This is a genomic window from Stutzerimonas sp. LR2 (genome assembly GCF_055755175.1).
Genome location: NZ_JBVTRR010000003.1, coordinates 621,458 through 641,861 on the forward strand (window position 1 = coordinate 621,458; position 20,404 = coordinate 641,861).

The 20,404-nt window shown below is 66.7% G+C and carries 18 protein-coding genes; 11 read left to right on the forward strand and 7 right to left on the reverse strand.

Annotation, left to right across the window (positions count from 1 at the left end; genetic code table 11):
- Window positions 1-89 precede the first annotated feature (89 nt).
- Complete coding sequence (locus tag ACVRRC_RS13820; protein ID WP_019406771.1) at window positions 90-902, forward strand: outer membrane protein OmpK; 813 nt, start codon at window positions 90-92, stop codon at window positions 900-902.
- A 62-nt stretch (window positions 903-964) separates the two neighbouring features.
- Here the strand turns inward: ACVRRC_RS13820 and ACVRRC_RS13825 are convergent, their stop codons facing one another.
- Entirely contained in the window at window positions 965-2,896 is a 1,932-nt protein-coding gene (locus ACVRRC_RS13825) for a methyl-accepting chemotaxis protein (protein ID WP_014597445.1), read from the reverse strand.
- Between the two features lie 223 nt (window positions 2,897-3,119).
- On the opposite strand from ACVRRC_RS13825, the gene ACVRRC_RS13830 reads away from it, so the two are divergent.
- The 4 genes from ACVRRC_RS13830 to ACVRRC_RS13845 all read left to right on the forward strand — a co-directional run bounded on the left by ACVRRC_RS13830 (window position 3,120) and on the right by ACVRRC_RS13845 (window position 7,998).
- On the forward strand, window positions 3,120-3,740 hold the full coding sequence (locus ACVRRC_RS13830; RefSeq protein ID WP_011914192.1) for a TetR/AcrR family transcriptional regulator: 621 nt from the start codon (window positions 3,120-3,122) through the stop codon (window positions 3,738-3,740).
- A 177-nt stretch (window positions 3,741-3,917) separates the two neighbouring features.
- Window positions 3,918-5,492, forward strand: coding sequence for an MFS transporter (locus ACVRRC_RS13835; RefSeq protein ID WP_336512847.1), 1,575 nt, complete (start codon window positions 3,918-3,920; stop codon window positions 5,490-5,492).
- A complete protein-coding gene (locus ACVRRC_RS13840) occupies window positions 5,489-6,604 on the forward strand; it encodes an HlyD family secretion protein (protein ID WP_472997128.1) in 1,116 nt (371 codons plus the stop codon). Before ACVRRC_RS13835 ends, ACVRRC_RS13840 begins: the two co-directional genes overlap by 4 nt.
- A complete protein-coding gene (locus ACVRRC_RS13845; RefSeq protein WP_472997129.1) occupies window positions 6,601-7,998 on the forward strand; it encodes an efflux transporter outer membrane subunit in 1,398 nt (465 codons plus the stop codon). Before ACVRRC_RS13840 ends, ACVRRC_RS13845 begins: the two co-directional genes overlap by 4 nt.
- 60 nt (window positions 7,999-8,058) lie before the next feature.
- Here ACVRRC_RS13845 and ACVRRC_RS13850 read toward each other — a convergent pair whose 3' ends face one another.
- The 5 genes from ACVRRC_RS13850 to ACVRRC_RS13870 form a co-directional block, all read right to left on the reverse strand.
- Window positions 8,059-8,511: a PA2169 family four-helix-bundle protein gene (locus tag ACVRRC_RS13850; RefSeq protein WP_011914196.1), complete on the reverse strand. Its 453-nt coding sequence runs from the start codon at window positions 8,509-8,511 to the stop codon at window positions 8,059-8,061.
- A 136-nt stretch (window positions 8,512-8,647) separates the two neighbouring features.
- On the reverse strand, window positions 8,648-9,901 hold the full coding sequence (locus ACVRRC_RS13855; RefSeq protein WP_017245851.1) for a sensor domain-containing phosphodiesterase: 1,254 nt from the start codon (window positions 9,899-9,901) through the stop codon (window positions 8,648-8,650).
- Window positions 9,902-10,037: 136 nt separating this feature from the next.
- Window positions 10,038-10,829: an exodeoxyribonuclease III gene (gene xth / locus ACVRRC_RS13860; protein WP_014597451.1), complete on the reverse strand. Its 792-nt coding sequence runs from the start codon at window positions 10,827-10,829 to the stop codon at window positions 10,038-10,040.
- Between the two features lie 75 nt (window positions 10,830-10,904).
- On the reverse strand, window positions 10,905-12,263 hold the full coding sequence (locus ACVRRC_RS13865; protein ID WP_472997130.1) for a heavy metal sensor histidine kinase: 1,359 nt from the start codon (window positions 12,261-12,263) through the stop codon (window positions 10,905-10,907).
- Entirely contained in the window at window positions 12,260-12,934 is a 675-nt protein-coding gene (locus tag ACVRRC_RS13870; RefSeq protein ID WP_014597453.1) for a heavy metal response regulator transcription factor, read from the reverse strand. The genes ACVRRC_RS13865 and ACVRRC_RS13870 overlap by 4 nt, the downstream gene beginning before the upstream one ends.
- Before the next feature lie 200 nt (window positions 12,935-13,134).
- On the opposite strand from ACVRRC_RS13870, the gene ACVRRC_RS13875 reads away from it, so the two are divergent.
- Complete coding sequence (locus ACVRRC_RS13875; protein ID WP_013983703.1) at window positions 13,135-13,638, forward strand: GlcG/HbpS family heme-binding protein; 504 nt, start codon at window positions 13,135-13,137, stop codon at window positions 13,636-13,638.
- A 16-nt stretch (window positions 13,639-13,654) separates the two neighbouring features.
- Complete coding sequence (uraH, locus tag ACVRRC_RS13880) at window positions 13,655-14,065, forward strand: hydroxyisourate hydrolase (RefSeq protein ID WP_003285094.1); 411 nt, start codon at window positions 13,655-13,657, stop codon at window positions 14,063-14,065.
- A 5-nt stretch (window positions 14,066-14,070) separates the two neighbouring features.
- Here the strand turns inward: uraH and ACVRRC_RS13885 are convergent, their stop codons facing one another.
- Window positions 14,071-14,979 (reverse strand): LysR family transcriptional regulator, encoded by a 909-nt coding sequence (locus ACVRRC_RS13885; protein WP_013983705.1) that lies wholly within the window; start codon window positions 14,977-14,979, stop codon window positions 14,071-14,073.
- A 114-nt stretch (window positions 14,980-15,093) separates the two neighbouring features.
- Between ACVRRC_RS13885 and gcl the strand changes: the two genes are divergently transcribed.
- From gcl to ACVRRC_RS13905, 4 genes are all read left to right on the forward strand, one after another.
- Window positions 15,094-16,875: a glyoxylate carboligase gene (gene gcl / locus ACVRRC_RS13890; protein ID WP_011914204.1), complete on the forward strand. Its 1,782-nt coding sequence runs from the start codon at window positions 15,094-15,096 to the stop codon at window positions 16,873-16,875.
- A gap of 173 nt (window positions 16,876-17,048) precedes the next feature.
- The gene (gene hyi / locus ACVRRC_RS13895) at window positions 17,049-17,831 is read left to right on the forward strand and encodes a hydroxypyruvate isomerase (protein ID WP_020308776.1); all 783 of its coding nucleotides are present in this window, start codon (window positions 17,049-17,051) and stop codon (window positions 17,829-17,831) included.
- Between the two features lie 71 nt (window positions 17,832-17,902).
- On the forward strand, window positions 17,903-18,793 hold the full coding sequence (locus ACVRRC_RS13900) for a 2-hydroxy-3-oxopropionate reductase (protein ID WP_472997131.1): 891 nt from the start codon (window positions 17,903-17,905) through the stop codon (window positions 18,791-18,793).
- A 328-nt stretch (window positions 18,794-19,121) separates the two neighbouring features.
- Window positions 19,122-20,393 carry a glycerate kinase type-2 family protein gene (locus ACVRRC_RS13905; protein ID WP_472997132.1) on the forward strand — a complete coding sequence of 424 codons (1,272 nt, stop codon included), beginning with the start codon at window positions 19,122-19,124 and terminating at the stop codon, window positions 20,391-20,393.
- The last annotated feature ends 11 nt before the right edge of the window (window positions 20,394-20,404 follow it).

The following is a 20,404-nucleotide window of genomic DNA, read 5'->3' on the forward strand; positions in this document are numbered from 1 at the left end:
CGCGAGCCGAGGCGTTAGGCGCTTCTCGCCACGACGGCATTGGACGACAATGACAACAAAAAGCCACCATCGACCCTAGGAGCACCACCATGCACCTGAAGACTCTCCCCATCGCAGCCGCAGTCGCCGGCAGCCTGCTGTCAGCTCCGGCGATGGCCGAAGGGCTGCTGCACTGGCACAGCAACAGCCTGACCTACCTGTACGGCAAGGATTACAAGATCGATTCGCCGATTCAGCAGACTGTCACCTTCGAGCACGTCAATGGCTGGAAGTACGGCGACACCTTCTTCTTCGTCGACTCGATCCACTACAACGGCAAGGGCAACGACAACGGGCGCGATGACAGCACCTTCTACGGCGAATTCTCGCCGCGCCTGTCGTTCGGCAAGATCCTTCAGCGGGACCTGAGCTTCGGTCCGATCAAGGACGTGCTGGTCGCCATGACTTACGAGTTCGGCGAAGGCGACGTGGAAACCTACATGATCGGCCCGGGCTTCGACCTGAATGTCCCCGGCTTCGACTACTTCTCCGTCAACATCTATCACCGCGACACCGACGGCGACCGCGTGGGCGACGGTGTCTGGCAGATCACCCCGGTGTGGGGCTACACCCTGCCGGTGGGCAACTCCGACATCCTCATCGACGGTTTCATCGACTGGGTGGTCGACAACGACCGCAACTCCCGTGGCGAGGAATACCATGCCAACTTCCACTTCAACCCGCAGATCAAGTACGACCTGGGCAAGGCGATGAACTGGGGCGAGAAGCAGCTCTACGTCGGTATCGAATACGACTACTGGACCAACAAGTACGGCATCGAAGATGGCGGTTACGTCAGCCGCAACTTCGTCGGCAAGACCGACCAGAACACCTTCAGCGCCATCGTCAAGGCGCACTTCTAAAAGGTCGGGCAGAAAAAAGGGGCGCCGAGAGGCGCCCCTTTTCATTTCGGCGGCTCCGTCGTCTACAGGCGGAAGCTGCCCATCTGCCGGCCGAGGTCCTCGGCCAGCTTCGACAGCGTCTGGCAATCCGCCCGGCAGCCCTGCACATCCTGCGCGGTGGCCTGGGCCAGATCGGCGATGCCCTGCACGTTGTGGGTGATCTCCTCGGTGACGCTGCTCTGCTCCTCGGTCGCGGCGGCTACCTGGGTGTTCATGTCGCTGATGGCTTCCACCTGGGCGGTGATCGCCTGCAGGGACTGGCCGGTGCGCTGGCTGGCCTGAACACCGGTACCCGTTGCGGCCTGGCCGGCGTGCATCGCGCTGACGGCGGTTTCGGCGCCGTTCTTCAGCCGTCCGATCATCTGCTGGATCTCGTCGGTCGAGGCCTGGGTGCGGCTGGCCAGGGTGCGCACCTCGTCGGCCACCACAGCGAAGCCACGGCCCATGTCGCCGGCACGGGCCGCCTCGATGGCGGCATTGAGAGCCAGCAGGTTGGTCTGCTCGGAGATGCTGCGGATCACCGCCAGCACCTGATCGATGGAGGCCACCTGCTGGGCCAGTTCGGTCACTGAGCCCGCGGCCTGGCCGATCTCGCCGGACATCCGCTCGATATGCCCGATCGACTCGCCCACTACCTGACGCGCCTCCAGCGCCTCGCTGCGCGCGCCCTGGGAAGCCTGCGCCGCATTGCTGGCGTTACGCGCGATCTCCTGCACGGTGAGCCCCATTTCGTGCACCGCAGTGGCCACCATGTCGGTCATCTCGTGCTGCCGCCCGGCACGCACCGCGGTGTCGTCCACCACCCGTGCCACCTGGCCGACCGCGCTGCGCAGCTGCTCGCTGGTCTTGAGCACATCGCCGATGAGGCTGCGCAGGCTGCCGATGAAACGGTTGAAGCCACGCGCCAGGTCGCCGAGTTCGTCGGCCCGGTTTTCGTCCAGGCGACGGGTGAGATCGCCGCCGCCGCCACCAATCTCCACCAGCGCCGCCGTCACCTGGCGGATCGGCCGAACCAGGCCGCGCGCCAGCAGAACGATAACGCCGAGAAAGAACAGGCCGATGGCCGCGCCGATCAGGCTGGTGGTCCAGAGCGTGCGCCGCGCCTCACCGAAGATCTCCGCCTCGGGCACCTCGGCGATCAGCGCCCAGCCGAGCCCTTCCAGCGGCTGCGCCATGGCCAGGAACGTTTCACCATCACGTTCGAAACGCACCACCTGTCCCGCCTGGGTTTCCAGTTGCCGCGCGGCCTGCGCGCCGGCCAGCTCCGCCAGTGCAGCACGGCCGTTGTGCTCGCTGCGCGGGTGGATCTTCACCTGGCCATCGCTGCCAACCAGATAGACCTCGCCGCGCTCGCCGAAGCGGAAGTCGGCGATCAGTGCGGACATGGCGCTCAGGCTGTAACCCAGCCCGGCCACGCCAAGCACTCGTCCGCCGGCGCTGATGCGCTGGTTGATGAACAGGGTCGGCTGGCCGGTGGCCTTGTCGACGTCCAGCTCCACCCGGCGTTCGAGGGCGCCGTCCACCAGGCTGTAGAACCAGCCATCGGCCGGTGTCGAGCGTGACAGGGTCCGGCTCAGCCCAGCGTCGGAGTAGTAGTGGCCGCTGCCAAGCACCGCGACCGAGGTGGTCAGCGCGTTCTGCTGGGCTTTCACACCATTGAGGTAGCGACCGATGGCCTCGGCCTGCCGCGAATCCTCGCCCTGGATCAGCCAGTCGTGCACCAGCGTGTTGCCGGCGATTCCGGCGGTGGCGGTGATGGGAGCCGCCAGGGTGCGCTCGATATCGTTGCGGATGGCATTGATATTCGCCGGCAACGCCTCGTCGAGCAGGTAGCGCTCGGCGAGGCGCTCGACAGCCGAGGCATACACCAGGATGACGATCAGCAGGCTCGCCAGCAGCGCCGCGCCCATGCTGAGGATCAATTGCCACTGAATGCTGCGCTTGAAGAACTGCATGGAAGGCCCTCGCGTTATTATTGGACACATCAAAGTGCCACTACTGTACACAATTTATGACGCACGCAAGGCCATTTAGCGGCATGGCCGTCGGGAACTTGATGGCGTTTAGCCTTGGCTCGGCCTGAACCGACGGATGGCGGCTCGGTTGAGGCCGCAAAGAAGCGAGTGCTAGCATGCCGAACCGCCGCCAGGCCGGGCGGCGCCAGCCAAACAGGTCCGCATGTCCAGCATTCGAGAGCGCAACCGAGACGTGATCCTGCGAGCCGCCAGCGAGGAATTCGCGGAAAAGGGCTTCGCCGCCACCAAGACCAGCGACATCGCCGCCCGCGCCGGGCTGCCGAAGCCCAACGTCTACTACTACTTCAAGTCCAAGGAAAACCTCTATCGCGAGGTGTTGGAGAGCATCGTCGAACCGCTGCTCGAAGCCTCGGCACCCTTCAATCAGCCAGGCCATCCGGCCGAGGTGCTGCGCGCCTACATCCGCACCAAGATCCGCATCTCCCGCGATCACGCCTATGCCTCCAAGGTGTTCGCCAGCGAGATCATGCATGGCGCCCCGCACCTGTCACCGGAGCGCACCGCCCAGCTCAACGCCCAGGCCGCCCACAACATCGCCTGCATTCAGGGCTGGATCGACCAGGGTCTGATGGCCCCCATCGACCCCAGCCACCTGCTCTTCAGCATCTGGGCCGCGACCCAGACCTATGCCGACTTCGACTGGCAGATCAGCACCGTCACCGGCAAGGCCCGGCTCGACGAGGCGGACTACGATGCCGCTGCCGACACCATCATCCGCCTGGTCCTCAGGGGCTGCGAAATCGCCGAGCCGACGGCGGCCTGAGACTGCGCACGGCAGCGCCCGCTGCTGGCGATGCCGTGATCGGGTGAGCGGAGGGCGAAATTCGTTGCAGCGCTTGTCCTACCTAGGACCGCGCCCGTCGGCGCAACAAGCTGCCGAGTCCAGATGCCCGAATACCTTGCCCCGGTACCACGCTGGGAACCCCACGAACGCCCGTCCATGCCCGGCTCGCCGGCGATCCTGCTGCACAGTCCACCGCGGCGCCTGGCCTACGCCGCGGTTGCCGTACTGGTGGGGTTGACCGGCGGGCTCGGCAACGCGCTATTCATCGCCAACCTGCCGGCGATCCAGGGCGATCTGGGCCTGACGCCCGCGCAGGGCGCCTGGCTGCCGGCCGCCTACTTCATGGTCAACGTCTCGACCAACCTGCTGCTGATCAAGGTGCGCCAGCAATACGGCCTGCGGCATTTCGCCGAGCTGGGGCTGGCAGTCTATGCGCTGCTCAGCATCGCCCATGTGTTCGTCGAAGGCCTGGGCATGGCGATGTTCGTGCGCGCAGCGAGCGGTTTCGCCGCAGCGGCCACCACGTCGCTGGGGCTGTTCTACATGCTCCAGGCCTTTTCCAAGGCCCACCTGCCGCGCGGGGTGATCGTCGCCTTCGGCCTGACGCAAGTCGCCACGCCGCTGGCCTGGCTGTTATCGCCACCATTGGTGGATATCGGCCAGTGGCATCGCCTGTACGTGTTCGAAAGCGGCCTGGCGCTCTGCTCGCTGGCCGCCGTGGTGGTGCTCAAGCTGCCGCTGGGCGAGCGCATCAAGGTGTTCGAGCCGCTGGACTTCCTTACCTTCGCCCTCTTCGCCCCGGCGCTGGCGCTGGTTGCCGCAGTCTTCGCCCAGGGCCGCGTGCAGTGGTGGACCGAGGCGCCGTGGCTGGGCTACGCACTGATCGCGGCCCTGCTGCTCAGCTGCCTGACCTTCATGATCGAACACCACCGGCGCAACCCCTTGCTGCAGACACGCTGGCTGGGCACCGCCGAGATGCTGCGCTTCGCCTTCGGTGCGCTGGCGCTGCGCTTTCTGCTGTCCGAACAGAGCTATGGCGCGGTCGGCCTGCTGCAAACGCTCGGCATGGGGCCGGATCAGCTGCGCCCGCTGTACGCGGTGATTCTGCTGGGGCTGGTGATGGGCATCGCCGCCAGCGCGCTGAGCTTCAGCCCACGGACCGCCGCGGCGCAGATACTGCTATCGATCCTGCTGATCGGCATCGCCAGCTTTCTCGACGTCGATGCCACCAGCCAGACCCGCCCGCATGACCTCTTTCTCAGCCAGGGATTGCTGTCGTTCGCCAGCGGCATGTTCCTCGGCCCGCTGCTGATCACCGGCATCGGAAAGGCGCTGGCCAACGGGCCGAACTACCTGGTCAGCTTCATCGTGCTGTTTTCCATGACCCAGAGCCTGGGCGGGCTTGCCGGTCCCGCCGTGTTCGGCACCTATCAGATCGTCCGCGAGCAGTACCATTCGGCACACCTGACCGAGCAGGTGGTGCCGGACGCCCCACGCATCGCCGCCCGTCTCGCCCAACAGAGCCAGGCAGTGGCCGCCACCCAGCTCGACCCGCAGCTGCGCCAGGCACTCGGCGGCGCTCGCCTGTCGCAGACCGTCACGCGTGAAGCCAACGTGCTGGCCTTCAATGACGTGTTCCGCCTGATCGGCCTGCTCGCCATCGCCGTGCTCGGCTGGTCACTGTTCCACACCCTGCGCCTGGCGCGACAGAAGAAGGCTTCCGCCCCATGAGCGATGCGCGCACACCCGACGCTGAGACCACGCCGACCACGGACGCCGGCGGCACACCGCCCGAGCCGCCCAAGACGATCCAGCCAAGCCGCCGCTCGATCATCCTGATGACGCTGGTCGCCATGGTCGGCGTGCTCGCCATCCTCTATGCCTGGCAGCTCTGGCCGTTCACCGGCAGCCTGGTCACCACCGAGAACGCCTATGTGCGCGGCCAGCTCACGGTGCTCGCGCCGCAGGTCGCCGGCTACGTCACCGAGGTGCGGGTGCAGGACTTCGAGCAGGTCCGCCAGGGCCAGGTGCTGGTACGCATCGATGACCGGCAGTACCAGCAACGGGTCGCCCAGCGCCGCGCTGAACGGGACGCCGCACGCTTCGAACTGGAAAACCTCGACCAGCAACTGGCCGCCGACCGCGCCACCCTGGCCGCGCGCCGCGCCGACCTGTTCGCCGCCGAGGCCGAAGAGGCACGGGCACGAGCCGACGAGCGTCGCGTCGACGAACTCGCCGAGCGCGGCTCGGTGTCCATCCGCGAGCGCGACCAGACCCGCGCCAGCGCCCGCGCCGCGTCGGCCAACGTGCGCAAGGCACGCGCCGCCATCGAGATCGCCGAGCAGACGCTCAAGGCCAGCGGCATATCCCGGGGCGGCCTGCAGGCCCGGGTCGAGATCGCCCAGGCAACGCTGCACCAGGCCGAGATCGACCTGGCCAACACCGAGATCGTCGCCCCTGGCGATGGGCGGGTCAGCGAGGTGGGCGTGCGCCTGGGCCAGTACGTTACTGCCGGCACGCAGCTGCTGTTCCTGGTGCCGCCGAAGCTCTGGGTGATCGCCAACTACAAGGAGACCCAGACGGCGAACATGCGCCCCGGCCAGCCGGTGAGTTTCGAGGTCGATGCCCTCAACGGCGCGCGCCTGACCGGCCGCATCGAGCGCATTGCCCCGGCCACGGGCTCCGAGTTCAGCCTGCTGCGCCCGGACAACGCCACCGGCAATTTCACCAAGGTGGTCCAGCGGCTGCCGGTGCGCATCGCCATCGACCCGGACCAGCCGCTGCTCGAGCGCTTGCGGCCGGGGCTGTCGGTGGTCACCCACGTGGACACCGCGGCGCCATGAGGAAAACCGGCCTGCTCGGCACGCTGGCGCTGACGCTGGTGATGGCCGGCTGCGTGCCTCCGCGCCAGCCGCTGCCACCCGAAGCCCGGCTGAACGAGGTGCCCTCGCAGTGGCGCCAGCCCAACCATGGCAACGCACCGGTTGCACAGTGGTGGCGCGGCTTCGGCGATCCGGCTCTGCTCGATCTGGTGGATCGTGCGCTGGCGCGCAACACCGATGTGCTGATCGGCGCCGAACGGCTGGCGGCGGCCCGCGAGCAGATACGCCTGTCCCGCGCCGCGCTGCTACCGAGCCTCGACGCGGTGTTCGGGCTGGAGCGCAGCCAGGACCTCGGCCCCCTTGGCCTGACCCGCACCACCGCCGCGCAACCCGGCCTGCAGTTCGCCTATGAGGTCGATCTCTGGGGCCGCCTGGCCAGCCTGCGCGAGGCGGCAGAGTTGCAGTTCCAGGCCAGCGAAGCCGAGCAGCAGACCCTGCGCCTGGCGCTGGCCGCGACCGTCGCGCAGGGCTATGTGGCGCTGCTGTCACTGGATCGTCAGCTGCAGCTGACCCATGAGACGGTGCGGTCCCGTCGCGCTGCCCTGGCGGTTGCCGAGGACCGGTCGCGCATGGGCTACACCTCCGAACTGGAGCAGACCCAGGCGCGTTCGGAGTACGAGGCGGCCGCGCAATTGGTGCCGCAGCTGGAGCAGGCCATCCTCGAGCAGGAACACGCCCTGCGCCGCCTGACCGGTGACCCGCCCGGGCCGGTGCCACGGGGCACGCTTGCCGCACTGCAGGCTCCAGCGGTGGCGGGCAGCCTGCCTTCGGCGCTGCTGCGGCAGCGGCCGGATCTGTACCAGGCCGAGCTGCAGCTGGCCGCCAGTGACCGTTTCCTCGACAGCGAGCGCGACCGCTTTCTGCCGCGGGTGCAACTCTCGGCAAGCCTGGGCCGGCTATACGTCGATGCGCTGGATTACGACCCGGTGAAGGTCTGGAGCCTCGGCGCCAGCGTACTGGCCCCACTGTTCGATGGCGAACGGCTGGAGGCCGGCGTGGCGGTGGCCACGGCCGAGCGCAATCAGGCTGCCTACGCCTATCGTAGGGCGGCGCTCAATGCTTTCAGCGAGGTGGAGAACGCGCTATCCGGGCTGGACAGCCTCGCCCGTCAGAGCCGCCGTCTTGAAGCGCGCCGCGAAGTGCTGGCGCGCTCGCTGGCGATCGCCGAGGACCGCTATCACGGCGGTTATTCCTCTTATCTGGAGGCGCTGGATGCGCAGCGCAATCTGTTCGATACCCAACTGGCCGAGGTGCAGCTGCAGGAGGCGCAGCTGAACAGATTGATCGAACTCTACCGCGCCCTGGGTGGCGGCTGGCGGGCGCCGGAGCATGCTGCTACCGAGCGCACGGAGTGAATGCGGGCATAAAAAAACGCCAGCAAGTGCTGGCGTTTCGTGCAGACGGGTAACGCGCGATCAGCCGCGTGCGCGAGCGGCGTCACGCAGTGCCTTGACCTGATCATGGTTGCGCTGCACGCCCTGGTACTGGCGTTCCACAACGATCCGCACCTCGGCCGGCAGGTCTTTTTCCAGCGCCTTGCGGTAGCTCTTCACCGCCACGTCCTCGCCACGTTCGCATTCGTTGAGAATCGCCTCGTCGTCCTTGCCGGTGATCATCGCCTTGAGGTCGACCCAGCGGCGGTGCATGTCGGCCGAGAGGCTGGTGCTGGTCTCCGGATCGCCACCCATCGAGCGCACCAGTTGCTGCAGTTCAGCTGCGGCGGTGGCGCAATCGCGCGAGCGCTGGTTCATGGTGCTCTTGAGCTGCGGGTCGCGCAGATCCTCGGCACATTCGAGAAAGCCCTTTTCCCCATCCTTGCAGGTCTCTATCAGATCGTTGAGCACGGAAATCGTCTCTTTCGTATCCATCTTGTACCTCCTGGCAAGTCGACTCGAAGGGCCAAAAGCACTGGCCCGTGTTAAAAATCGACTGCCCGCGCACCATAAAGGTTCAGCGAAACCGCCCGAAGGCGCAGGCACGCCGAGACAGCTGCGGAACAGCCGCTTAGCCCGTTGCCACGCGAGCGCTGAGTGCGGACGGTCGGCCGAGCAGATAGCCCTGGGCCTTGTTCACTGCCAGACGCCGCAGCATCGCCAGCTCTTCCTGCGTCTCGACACCCTCGGCGACCACCTTGCAGCCAGTCTCCTCGGCGAAGCGGATTAGCGCCGCGGCCAGGGCGCGACAGCCGGTGTCGCTGTCGACGTTGCGGATCAGACTGGCGTCGAGCTTGATGACGTCCGGCTTGAGTTTGAGGATGTGGCGGAAGCTTGCGTAGCCGGCGCCGGCATCGTCCACGGCGAGCCGCAGGCCCTCGCGGCGCAGCGGTTCCAGTGCCTCGGCGAGCCGCTCGTAGTCCTGCACCAGGGCATGTTCGGTGACTTCCAGCATCAGCCGGTCCAGTGGCTGGCTGGCGAGCACCTCGCCGACCGCCCCGGCCAGGATGGTTTCGGGCGAGACATTGAGCGACAGGTAGCTGTCGGCCGGTAAACGGTCGAAGCCCTGCAGCGCGGCCTCGATCAGGGCGATCTCCAGTTCCTTCTGCAGCCCGACCTGACCCGCTTCATCGAACCACTTGTCCGGCGTGCGCTGCGGGTCGGCGCGGAAGCGCGCCAGCGCCTCGTGGCCGACGATGCGGTTCTCCACCAGATGCACGATGGGCTGGTAGACCACCCCATAGCTCCGCTCGGCCAGCACGCTCTCGATCCGGCTGCGCTTGCTGGCGCAGCTCTGCTGGCTTTTCGCCTGAGTCTCCAGCAGCCGCCCGGCGAAGGCAGCGAACAGCCGCAGCGTGTTGAGATCGCGCTCGTTCAGGCTGCCATCCGGCCGCGTGCTGAAGCAGCAGAAGGTGCCGTACACACCACCGTCGCTGAAACGGATCGGCACACTCAGGTGCGCGCCGACCGGCAGTTCGCGGGTTACCGGCAGCTCCAGCGCCGCAGGCAGCTGGGTGGCGTCGTTGATCAATTCCGGCAGGCGGCCATCGACGACGCGTTGGCAGTAGCTCTCTTCCAGCGGATTGGAGTCGCCGACACACAGCACCAGGTGCTCGGTCCGCCCATCGACATGGCGGAACACCCGGGCCCCCTCGCTGAACTCGGCGATAAACGCGACTTCCATTCCGAGGTGGCTGCGCACCGCATGCAGCGCCTCGCACAGCATGGAGCCGATCGGCACATTGCCGGCTTCGAGCTTCGCCAGCACGGCAACCGGGTCGATCAGGTCCTCAACGGCCGCAACCGGCCTCAAATGTCCGAGCATCCATACCTCCGGGGTCTACGCCTGCAACATAACCCGCCGGCCCTGACGACCGGCCGGCCACAACCGCTGCGCGCCAACCCGCGGCCGCGCAGCCTCACCTCCAGCGGTCACACGCACGTCGCGACCACCTTGGCCATCAGTCAGCCTCGCGCGCCAGGCTGACCCAGGTCGGCGCATGGTCGCTGGCGTGCTCCTGACCACGCACCCAACGATCGACACCGGCCGCCTGCAAGCACGGCGCAAGATCGGGGCTGAGCAGCAGATGGTCGATGCGCAGCCCGGAATTCTTCTGCCAGTGCTGACGGAAATAGTCCCAGAAGGTATAGACCGGTTCGTCCGGAAACTGGGCGCGCAAGGCATCGGTCCAGCCCTGAGCCAGCAGGCGCTCATAGCACGCGCGGCTTTCCGGCTGCAGCAGCGCATCCTTGCGCCAGGAGCGCGGGTTGTAGATGTCTTCGTCAGTGGGCACCACGTTGTAGTCGCCGGCCAGCACAACCGGATGCCCGCTGGCGAGCAAGCCTGCGGCGTGCTCGATCAGCCGCTCGAACCAGGCCAGCTTGTAGTCGAACTTCGGCCCGGGCTGCGGATTGCCGTTGGGCAGATAGAGGCTGGCGACGATCACCCCGTGCACCGCGGCCTCCAGATAGCGGCTGTGGCTGTCGTCCGGGTCGCCGGGCAGGCCGCGGCGGATCTCCAGCGGCTCGCTGTCACGGGCGAGGATCGCCACGCCGTTCCAGGACTTTTGCCCGTGCCAGATGGCGCCATAGCCGGCGCCGCGGATGTCGTCGATGGGGAAGTCGGCATCCTGCGCCTTGAGTTCCTGCAGGCAGACCACGTCGGGCTGCTCGCGCTCGAGCCATTCGAGCAGGTTGGGCAGGCGCGCCCGGATGCCGTTGATGTTGAAGGTGGCGATTTTCAGACGATCCACAAGCGCCTCTCTGCTCAGCTGGTGATATTCACCTTAGCTGTGACCTCACGGGCCGGCATCCGTCCTTGGGCGCCGTCAGTCGGGATCAGCCGGCAAGCACAGGGTGAAGCGGGTCGCGCTGGCGTCGCTGTGCACCTCCACCTCGCCGCCATGCAGCTGCGCGATCGAACGTACGATGGCCAGCCCCAGTCCGCCGGAGTCGCCCGGCTCGGCGCGGGAAGGGTCGCAGCGGTAGAAGCGGTCGAACAGGCGTGGCAGATGCTCCGGGGCAATGGGCGAGCCCTGGTTGATCACGCTGACGCGCCGCCAGCCGTCCCCGGTAGCGCTGACGATGCGCACCGGGCTGTCGGCCGCGCCGTAGCGCAGCGCGTTGGCGACGAGATTGGCCAGCGCCCGGCGGATCAGTTCGGGGTCGCCGCACAGCTCGCCCTCGGTCTCGTCGAGCAGCTGGATGCCGCGCTCTTCGGCGACGCCTTCGAAGTAGTCGCACAGTTGCTCGACCAGTGCCGGCAGTGCAAAGCGCTGCCGCTCGATGGCCGCTGCCGGCTGCTCGGCACGCGCGATGAACAGCATGTTGTCGATCATCCGCGCCAGGCGCTCGTACTCCTCCTGATTGGAGACCAGCAGCGCCTGGTAATCCTCCACCGAGCGGGCACGGTGCAGCAGTTGCTGGGTCTGGCCCATGAGGTTGCCCAATGGCGTGCGCATCTCGTGGGCCAGGTCCTCGCTGAAGCGCGACAGACGCGCGAAACCCTGCTCCAGCCGGGCCAGCATCTGGTTCAGCGCCGCACGCAGCGGTTCCAGCTCGCTCGGCACGGTCGAGTCGTCGAGGCGCAGGTGCAGGTGCTGCACGTCGATCGCCAGGGCCTGACGCGTCAGCCGGCGCACCGGGCGCAGCGCGCGCCGGCTGATCAACCAGCCGAGCACGGATGCCAGCAGCGCGCCGACACTCAGCGCCCACCACAGCTTGGTGCGATAGGCGCCCAGCATCTGTTCGCGCTCGCTCAGCAGGCGCCCGGCCACCAGCGTCAGCCCCGCCTCGCCGGGCAGCTGTCGCCAGGCCAGACGCGCCTCGCCGATATCCCGCAGCGCCACCGGATCGGCGGCCGGCAGTGGCGGAATCGCCAGACGGGTCGGGTTGATCTCGATCAGTGCACGCCCCTGGGCATCCAGCAGCCAGAGCAGGCTGTCGAGGTTGCCCAGCATGTTCTCGTACAGCTGCGGCCGCTGGCGCAGCGCGTCGACGCTGGCGCTGTCGTCCAGCAGCGCCTGCATGCGCTCCAGCCGGCCGAGCAGCGCCTGGTCGTCGCGCCAGACGATCTCGCGTTCCAGCGAGCGGTACAGGTAGAGGCCGATGGCGCCGAGCAGCACCACCGCCACAAGGGCGAAGGCCAGCGCCAGGCGCAGGCTGAGCGAGCGTGGCAGCAGGCTCATGCCGAGACGTCCAGCACGTAGCCCATGCCGCGCACGGTGTGGATGAGTTTGAGCGGGTACGGATCGTCGACCTTGGCGCGCAGCCGGCGGATCGCCACGTCGACCACATTGGTATCGCTGTCGAAGTTCATCTGCCAGACCTGCGAAGCGATCTGCGCACGGGAAAGCACCTCGCCCTGACGGCTGAGCAGCAGGTGCAGCAAGGCGAACTCCTTGTTGGTCAGGTTGATGCGCTCGCCCTGACGGGTGACGCGGCGGCGCAGCAGGTCCAGCTCCAGGTCGGCAACGTGGAAATGCTCGACTTCCCGCGGCGGGCCGCGACGCAGCAGCGTGCGCACCCGCGCCAGCAGCTCGGCGTAGGAAAAGGGTTTGATGAGGTAGTCGTCGGCGCCCAGTTCCAGCCCGCGCACCCGGTCTTCCACCGCATCGCGGGCAGTGAGGAACAGCACCGGCGTGTGCGCCGAGCGCTGGCGCACCACCTGCACCAGCTGCCAGCCATCGAGCCCGGGCAGCATGACGTCGAGGATTACCAGATCGAACGTTTCCTCCTCGATCAGGTGTTTGCCGTCGACGCCGTTGCGCGCGACCTCCACCCGGTAGCCGGACTCCTCCAACCCTCGCTTGAGGTAGTCGGCCGTCTTGGCCTCGTCCTCCACCACCAGAATTCGCATCGGGTCACCTTGCCAAATGTGCGTCGCAGGCCGTTGAAGAACGTCAGCGAGGCAACGCAGGCAGTTCTTCAACGGCCTGCTAGGTTATGGGAGGCGGCGACTACCAGCCATTACAAAAGCGTAATGCGCTGGCAACGGTTCTGACGGGCAGGCATCGGCACCATGCACCCCGAAGCCACGTCACCCAAGGAACTACCGATATGCGTATCGCCGCCACACTGTCACTGCTGGCCCTGGCAGTGCTTACCCCGGCCCTGAGCGCCAACGCCGCCACGCCGACGCCGATCACCCAGCAGAACGTCTCGCTGGCGCTGGCCGACGGCCTGATCCAGCAGACCCTGGATGCCTGCCATGCGCAGAACCGCACTGCGGTGGTCGCCGTGGTCGATCGCGGCGGCAACCTGGTTGCCTTGCGCCGCGACGACAACGTCGGTCCGCACAACACCCTGGCCGCGCAGCGCAAGGCCTACACCGCGCTGTCGAGCAAGACGCCGACCCGCCTGTTCGCCGAACGCGCCGCCAGCACGCCGGATGCCGCCAACCTCAACACCCTGGACGAACTGCTGCTGCTCGGCGGTGGCGTGCCGCTGAAGGTCGGCGACGAGGTGATCGGTGCCATCGGCGTGGCCGGTGCCGGCGGTGCCAAGAACGACGAGGCCTGCGCCGTGGCCGCCATCGAAAAACTGCTGCCCTCCTCCCACTGAAGAAAAGGAAAACACCATGAAAGCACTACGTTCAATCGCCGCCGGCTTGATGCTCAGTGGCCTGTCCGGTCTCACCCTCGCAGCTGGCAACCCGCTCAGCGTGCACGTGCTGAACCTGGAAAACGGTCTGCCCTCGCCGGATGTGCGCGTCACCCTGGAACAACGTCAGGGTGACACCTGGAAATCACTCAACAGCGGCGAGACCAACGCGCAGGGTCGGATCACGGCGCTCTACCCGGAAGGCAAGGCGCTGGAGAAAGGCACCTACCGTGTCACCTTCATGACCGGCGACTGGTTCGCCACGCAGAAGGCCAGCACCTTTTTCCCCGAAGTTCCGGTGATCTTCGAAGCCGATGGCAGCGTCGAGCACTACCACATCCCGCTGCTGCTGAGCCCCTACGGCTTTTCCACCTACCGCGGCAACTGAGCCGCTCAGCGCACTTCCCAGTAGCCCGGTGCGTTGTAGATGTCCTTCAGGTAGTCGATGAAGAAACGCACCTTGGCCGGCAGGTAGCGCTGCTGCGGGTAGACGGCCTGGATGTCGTAGGCCGGCAACGCATACTCGTCGAGTACCGTGACCAGCTCGCCGCGCTTGAGCTCGGCCTGGATCTCCCAGGTCGAGCGCCAGCCGATGCCCAGGCCCTGCTTGACCCAGTCGAACAGCAGCTCACCGTCATTGCAGTCCAGATTGCCGGCCACGCGGATCGCCACCTGCCGGCCGTCGCGCAGAAAGGTCCAGCCGCGCTGCTGACCGCCCTGCAGGTTGAAGGCCAGGCAGTTGTGCTCGGTCAGTTCCTCCAGCGTCGTCGGCGTACCGTGGCGGGCGAAGTACTCGGGCGAGCCGCAGACCACCCGCCTGTTCGGGAACAGCCGCACCGCCACATAGTTGGGGTCGGTCACCTCGCCGATGCGAATACCCATGTCGTAACCGTGGCGCACCAGGTCGACCACGCTGTCGGTGAAGTTGAACGACAGTTGCAGGTCCGGGTAGCGCGCCTGGAACGCCGGTGCGTGCGGGCCGATATGCCGCCGCCCGAATGCCGCCGGCGCCGACACCACCAGATGGCCGCGTACCGAGGTGCGGTCGTGGCTGATGCTGGCATCCACCTCATCGAAGTCCTTCAAAAGCCCGCGGGCGCGCTCCAGATACTGCTCACCCAGATCGGTCAGCGACAGGCCGCGGGTGGAGCGGTGCATCAGCTTGACGCCCAGATGCCGCTCCAGCGCATCCAGCCGCCGCCCCATCACCACCGGGGTGACGTTCTCCTTGTGCGCGGCGGCGGCGAAGCTGCCGCAGTCGGCCACCAGCACGAAGCTGCGCAGGGTCGTATAGCGATCCATTCGATACTCCTGATATCGACAGAACTGAAGTCTCGGCCAATTCCTCCACGGAATCCAGGGCGGCATGCTTGGGCCACGTATAAAAACTATCGAGTTACCCAGGAGGAACGATCCATGGCCCGAATGAGAGCAATCGATGCCGCCGTCGCGGTGTTGCGCAAGGAAGGCATCGACACCGCCTTCGGCATCCCCGGAGCCGCGATCAATCCGCTGTATTCCGCCCTGCGGGCCGATGGCGGCATCCGTCATATCCTCGCCCGCCACGTCGAGGGTGCCTCGCACATGGCCGAGGGCTATACCCGTGCCAAGCCAGGCAACATCGGCGTGTGCATCGGCACCTCCGGCCCGGCCGGCACCGACATGATCACCGGCCTGTACTCGGCTTCCGCCGACTCCATTCCGATCCTCTGCATCACCGGGCAAGCACCGCGTGCCCGCCTGCACAAGGAAGATTTCCAGGCCGTGGACATCGAGTCCATCGCCAAGCCGGTCACCAAGTGGGCGGTCACCGTACTCGAGCCGGCACTGGTCCCGCGCGTGTTCCAGCAGGCCTTCCACGTGATGCGCTCCGGCCGCCCCGGCCCGGTGCTGATCGACCTGCCGTTCGACGTGCAGATGGCCGAGATCGAGTTCGACGTCGACACCTACGAGCCGCTGCCGGTCTATAAGCCAGCGGCAACCCGCAAGCAGATCGAGAAAGCCATCGACATGCTCTGCGCCGCCGAGCGCCCGCTGATCGTCGCCGGTGGCGGCATCTACAACGCCGCGGCCGAGGCCTTGCTGGTGGAATTCGCCGAGACCGTGGGCGTGCCGGTGATCCCGACGCTGATGGGCTGGGGCTCGATCCCCGACGACCATCCGCTGATGGCCGGGATGTGCGGGCTGCAGACCAGCCACCGCTACGGCAACGCGACCCTGCTCGAATCCGACTTCGTGCTCGGCATCGGCAACCGCTGGGCCAACCGTCACACCGGCTCCGTGGAGACCTATACCAAGGGCCGCACCTTCGTCCACGTCGACATCGAGCCGACCCAGATCGGTCGGGTGTTCGCGCCGGACTACGGCATCGTCTCCGATGCCCGCGCCGCACTGGAGCTGTTCGTCGACGTGGCCAAGGCGCGCAAGGCCGAAGGGCGTCTGCCGGATCGCCGCGCCTGGGCCGCCGACTGCCTGGAACGCAAGCGCACGATGTTGCGCAAGACCAACTTCGACAGCGTGCCGATGAAGCCGCAGCGCGTGTACCAGTGCATGAACAACGCCTTCGGCAAGGACACTTGCTACGTCAGCACCATCGGCCTGTCGCAGATCGCCGCCGCGCAGTTCCTGCACGTCTACCAGCCGCGCCACTGGATCAACTGCGGCCAGGCCGGTCCGCTCGGCTGGACCATTCCGGCGGCGCTCGGTGTGGTTGCTGCAGACCCGGCGCGCAAGGTGGTGGCGCTGTCCGGCGACTACGACTTCCAGTTCATGATCGAGGAACTGGCCGTCGGCGCGCAGTTCAAGCTGCCCTACCTGCACATCCTGGTGAACAACGCCTACCTCGGGCTGATCCGCCAGGCGCAGCGCGGCTTCGACATGGATTACTGCGTGCAGCTGGGCTTCGAGAACATCAATGCCGACCAGAGCGGCATGGAAGGCTACGGCGTCGATCACGTCGCGGTGGTCGAGGGCCTGGGCTGCAAGGCGCTGCGCGTGTTCAAGCAGGAAGACCTGCGCCCGGCCATCGAGCAGGCCCAGGCGTGGATGGCCGAACACCGCGTGCCGGTGGTGATCGAGGTGATCCTCGAGCGGGTGACCAACATCGCCATGGGCACCGAGATCGACGCGATCAACGAGTTCGAGGCGCTGGCCGCAGGTCGGGAAGATGCCCCGACCGCGGTCGGATTGCTGGACTGATTCAACCGTAACCAGACGCGTGGAAGACGCTTCGCGGTCTTCCATCCTACGAACACTTCGGACCGTAGGGTGGCTGTCGCGAAGCATATCCACCGCAAACGCAACACCCAGGGTGGCCACCACACCACCGCAATGCGAAACCGAATGCGATCCCTACAGATCAGGAGAAAACCATGCCCCGCTTTGCCGCCAACCTGTCGATGCTGTTCACCGAGCAGGACTTTATGGACCGCTTCGCCGCTGCCGCCCAGGCCGGCTTTTCCGGTGTCGAGTACCTGTTCCCCTATGACTTCCCTGCCGAGCAGATCAAGGCTCAGCTGGATGCCAACAAGCTGACCCAGGTGCTGTTCAACCTGCCGGCCGGTGACTGGGCCGGCGGCGAGCGTGGCATCGCCATCCTGCCGGAGCGGGTCGAGGAGTTCCGCGCCGGCGTGGACAAGGCCATCGCCTACGCCAAGGTGCTGGGCAACACCCAGGTCAACTGCCTGGCCGGCATCGCCCCGCGTGGCGCCGATCTCGGCCAACTGGAAATCACCTTTATCGAAAACCTGCGCTACGCCGCGCAGAAGCTCGAGGAGGCCGGCATCCGCCTGGTGATGGAGATGATCAACACCCGCGACATTCCGCGCTTCTTCCTCAACAACACCTCCCAGGCGCAGGAGATCCGCGGCAAGGTCGGTCACGCCAACCTGTTCCTGCAGTACGACATCTACCACATGCAGATCATGGAGGGAGACCTGGCGCGCACCATCGAGAACAACCTGGCCGCGATCAACCATATCCAGCTGGCGGACAACCCCGGACGCAACGAGCCAGGCACCGGCGAGATCAACTATCGCTTCCTGTTCGAGCATCTGGATCGCATCGGCTACCAGGGCTGGGTCGGCTGCGAATACAAGCCGGCCACTACCACCGAAGCCGGCCTTGGCTGGCTGAAAAGCCACAACGCCATCTGACCAACAGCGCGCCGCCAGGCAGCAACGCGGGCCGCACAGCGGCCTGCACCACAGAATCGAGGAGAACACTCATGGCTAAAATCGGATTCATCGGCACCGGCATCATGGGCAAGCCCATGGCAATCAACCTGCAGAAGGCCGGCCACCAGATCTTCCTGTCCCAGCACCACGACCAGGCACCGGCCGAACTGACCGAAGCCGGCGCCATCGGCCTGGCCAATCCGCAGGAGGTCGCCCAGGAAGCCGAGTTCATCATCGTCATGGTGCCGGACACCCCGCAGGTCGAAGACGTGCTGTTCCGTGCCGATGGCGTGGCCGCCGGCGTCGGCGCCGGCAAGGTGGTGATCGACATGAGTTCGATCTCCCCCACCGCCACCAAGCAGTTCGCCGGGAAGATCAAGGCCACCGGCGCTGAATACCTCGACGCCCCGGTATCCGGTGGTGAAGTCGGCGCCAAGGCGGCCACCCTGTCGATCATGGTCGGCGGTAGCGAAACGGCCTTCGACCGAGCGCTGCCACTGTTCCAGGCGATGGGCAAGAACATCACCCGCGTCGGCGAGAACGGTGATGGCCAGACTGCCAAGGTGGCCAACCAGATCATCGTCGCGCTGAACATCCAGGCGGTCGCCGAAGCCCTGCTGTTCGCCGCACGCAACGGTGCCGACCCGGCCAAGGTGCGCGAGGCGCTGATGGGCGGTTTCGCCGGCTCGAAGATTCTCGAAGTGCATGGCGAGCGCATGATCAAGGGCACCTTCGACCCGGGCTTCCGCATCAGCCTGCACCAGAAGGACCTCAACCTCGCCCTGGCCGGTGCCCGCGAGCTGGGCCTGAATCTGCCCAACACCGCCAATGCCCAGCAGGTGTTCAGCACCTGCGCGGCAATCGGCGGCAGCGGCTGGGACCATTCGGCGCTGATCAAGGGGCTGGAGCACATGGCCAACTTCTCGATCCGCAAGGAGTAAAGCCTTCGAGCACGCTGCAATGGGCCAGCGACCCCACCTTCAGGGACAGACAGGCCGGGTGGTGGGTCATCGCAACGCCCGCGCAGCGCCGCTCAAAGGGCCGGGCCAGAGGTGCGTCAGGTCGGAATCATCGCGTCTCCCCACGACCAGCATGACCTGCGCATCTCAGCCCGACCGCCGTCACCAGACGGCACCTTTTCGATTCGCCCGGCACAAGGAGTCACGGCCCGACTGCCGGGCGGGTCGATTTCAATTGCAGACCTTAGCGCTTGCATTGGCGAGCCCTAAGGTCTGGAATCGGTTGCAGACCTCATACAAGGAGCTTCAGATGACCCTCGACCCGCAAGCCCTGCTGCGCCAGTTGTTCGACAGCGCCATCGAGGCCGCCCATCCGCGCCATGTACTCGCCGACCATCTGCCCGAAGACCGCAGCGGCCGTGCCATCGTCATCGGCGCCGGCAAGGCGGCCGCGGCCATGGCCGAAGCCATCGAGAAGGTCTGGGAAGGTGAACTGTCCGGACTGGTGGTGACCCGCTACGAACACCACGCCGACTGCCGGCGTATCGAAGTGGTGGAAGCCGCACACCCGGTCCCGGACGACGCCGGCGAGCGCGTCGCCCGCCGTGTGCTGGAGCTGGTCAGCAACCTAGAGGAAAGCGATCGGGTGATCTTCCTGCTCTCCGGCGGCGGCTCGTCATTGCTGGCATTGCCGGCCGAAGGCATCTCGCTGGCGGACAAGCAGGCGATCAACAAGGCGCTGCTGCGCTCCGGCGCGCACATCGGCGAGATGAACTGCGTGCGCAAGCACCTCTCGGCGATCAAGGGCGGCCGCCTGGCCAGAGCCTGCTGGCCAGCCAGCGTATACACCTACGCGATCTCCGACGTGCCCGGCGACGAAGCCACGGTGATCGCCTCCGGCCCCACCGTCGCCGACCCCACCACGTCGGCCGAGGCGCTGGCGATTCTCGAGCGTTACCACATCGAGGTGCCATCCAATGTGCGCGCCTGGCTCGAGGATCCGCGCTCGGAAACCCTCAAGCCGGGCGATCCGATGCTCTCGCGCAGCCACTTCCAGCTGATCGCCACGCCGCAGCAGTCCCTCGATGCGGCGGCCCAGGCGGCCCGTGACGCCGGTATCACCCCACTGATCCTCGGCGATTTGGAAGGCGAAGCACGCGAAGTGGCCAAGGTGCATGCCGGCATCGCCCGCCAGGTGGTGCTGCACGGCCAGCCGATCGCCGCGCCCTGCGTGATCCTGTCCGGCGGCGAGACCACCGTCACCGTGCGCGGCAACGGACGCGGCGGGCGCAATGCCGAATTCCTGCTCGCCCTGACCGAAGCGCTGCAAGGCCTGCCCGGCGTTTACGCCCTGGCCGGCGACACCGATGGCATCGACGGCTCGGAGGACAACGCCGGCGCGCTGATGACCCCGGACAGCTTTGCCCGCGCCGAGGCGCTGGGCCTGCGTGCCGCCGACTCGCTGGCCGACAACGACGGCTATGGTTACTTCGCCGCGCTGGACAGCCTGATCGTCACCGGCCCGACGCGCACCAACGTCAACGACTTTCGCGCCATCCTGATCCTGCCGTCGTCGGATTGACGGCCTCCACC

What these genes read in the sequence shown, in the direction of transcription:
- ACVRRC_RS13850 (WP_011914196.1), bottom strand. Translation starts at nt 8,511, where the DNA reads ATGGATACGAAAGAGACGATTTCCGTGCTCAACGATCTGATAGAGACC.
- ACVRRC_RS13885 (WP_013983705.1), bottom strand. Translation starts at nt 14,979, where the DNA reads ATGGATCGCTATACGACCCTGCGCAGCTTCGTGCTGGTGGCCGACTGC.
- ACVRRC_RS13820 (WP_019406771.1), top strand. Translation starts at nt 90, where the DNA reads ATGCACCTGAAGACTCTCCCCATCGCAGCCGCAGTCGCCGGCAGCCTG.
- ACVRRC_RS13835 (WP_336512847.1), top strand. Translation starts at nt 3,918, where the DNA reads ATGCCCGGCTCGCCGGCGATCCTGCTGCACAGTCCACCGCGGCGCCTG.
- ACVRRC_RS13855 (WP_017245851.1), bottom strand. Translation starts at nt 9,901, where the DNA reads ATGCTCGGACATTTGAGGCCGGTTGCGGCCGTTGAGGACCTGATCGAC.
- ACVRRC_RS13845 (WP_472997129.1), top strand. Translation starts at nt 6,601, where the DNA reads ATGAGGAAAACCGGCCTGCTCGGCACGCTGGCGCTGACGCTGGTGATG.
- ACVRRC_RS13865 (WP_472997130.1), bottom strand. Translation starts at nt 12,263, where the DNA reads ATGAGCCTGCTGCCACGCTCGCTCAGCCTGCGCCTGGCGCTGGCCTTC.
- gcl (WP_011914204.1), top strand. Translation starts at nt 15,094, where the DNA reads ATGGCCCGAATGAGAGCAATCGATGCCGCCGTCGCGGTGTTGCGCAAG.
- ACVRRC_RS13870 (WP_014597453.1), bottom strand. Translation starts at nt 12,934, where the DNA reads ATGCGAATTCTGGTGGTGGAGGACGAGGCCAAGACGGCCGACTACCTC.
- ACVRRC_RS13900 (WP_472997131.1), top strand. Translation starts at nt 17,903, where the DNA reads ATGGCTAAAATCGGATTCATCGGCACCGGCATCATGGGCAAGCCCATG.
- hyi (WP_020308776.1), top strand. Translation starts at nt 17,049, where the DNA reads ATGCCCCGCTTTGCCGCCAACCTGTCGATGCTGTTCACCGAGCAGGAC.
- uraH (WP_003285094.1), top strand. Translation starts at nt 13,655, where the DNA reads ATGAAAGCACTACGTTCAATCGCCGCCGGCTTGATGCTCAGTGGCCTG.
- ACVRRC_RS13875 (WP_013983703.1), top strand. Translation starts at nt 13,135, where the DNA reads ATGCGTATCGCCGCCACACTGTCACTGCTGGCCCTGGCAGTGCTTACC.
- ACVRRC_RS13825 (WP_014597445.1), bottom strand. Translation starts at nt 2,896, where the DNA reads ATGCAGTTCTTCAAGCGCAGCATTCAGTGGCAATTGATCCTCAGCATG.
- ACVRRC_RS13840 (WP_472997128.1), top strand. Translation starts at nt 5,489, where the DNA reads ATGAGCGATGCGCGCACACCCGACGCTGAGACCACGCCGACCACGGAC.
- ACVRRC_RS13905 (WP_472997132.1), top strand. Translation starts at nt 19,122, where the DNA reads ATGACCCTCGACCCGCAAGCCCTGCTGCGCCAGTTGTTCGACAGCGCC.
- ACVRRC_RS13830 (WP_011914192.1), top strand. Translation starts at nt 3,120, where the DNA reads ATGTCCAGCATTCGAGAGCGCAACCGAGACGTGATCCTGCGAGCCGCC.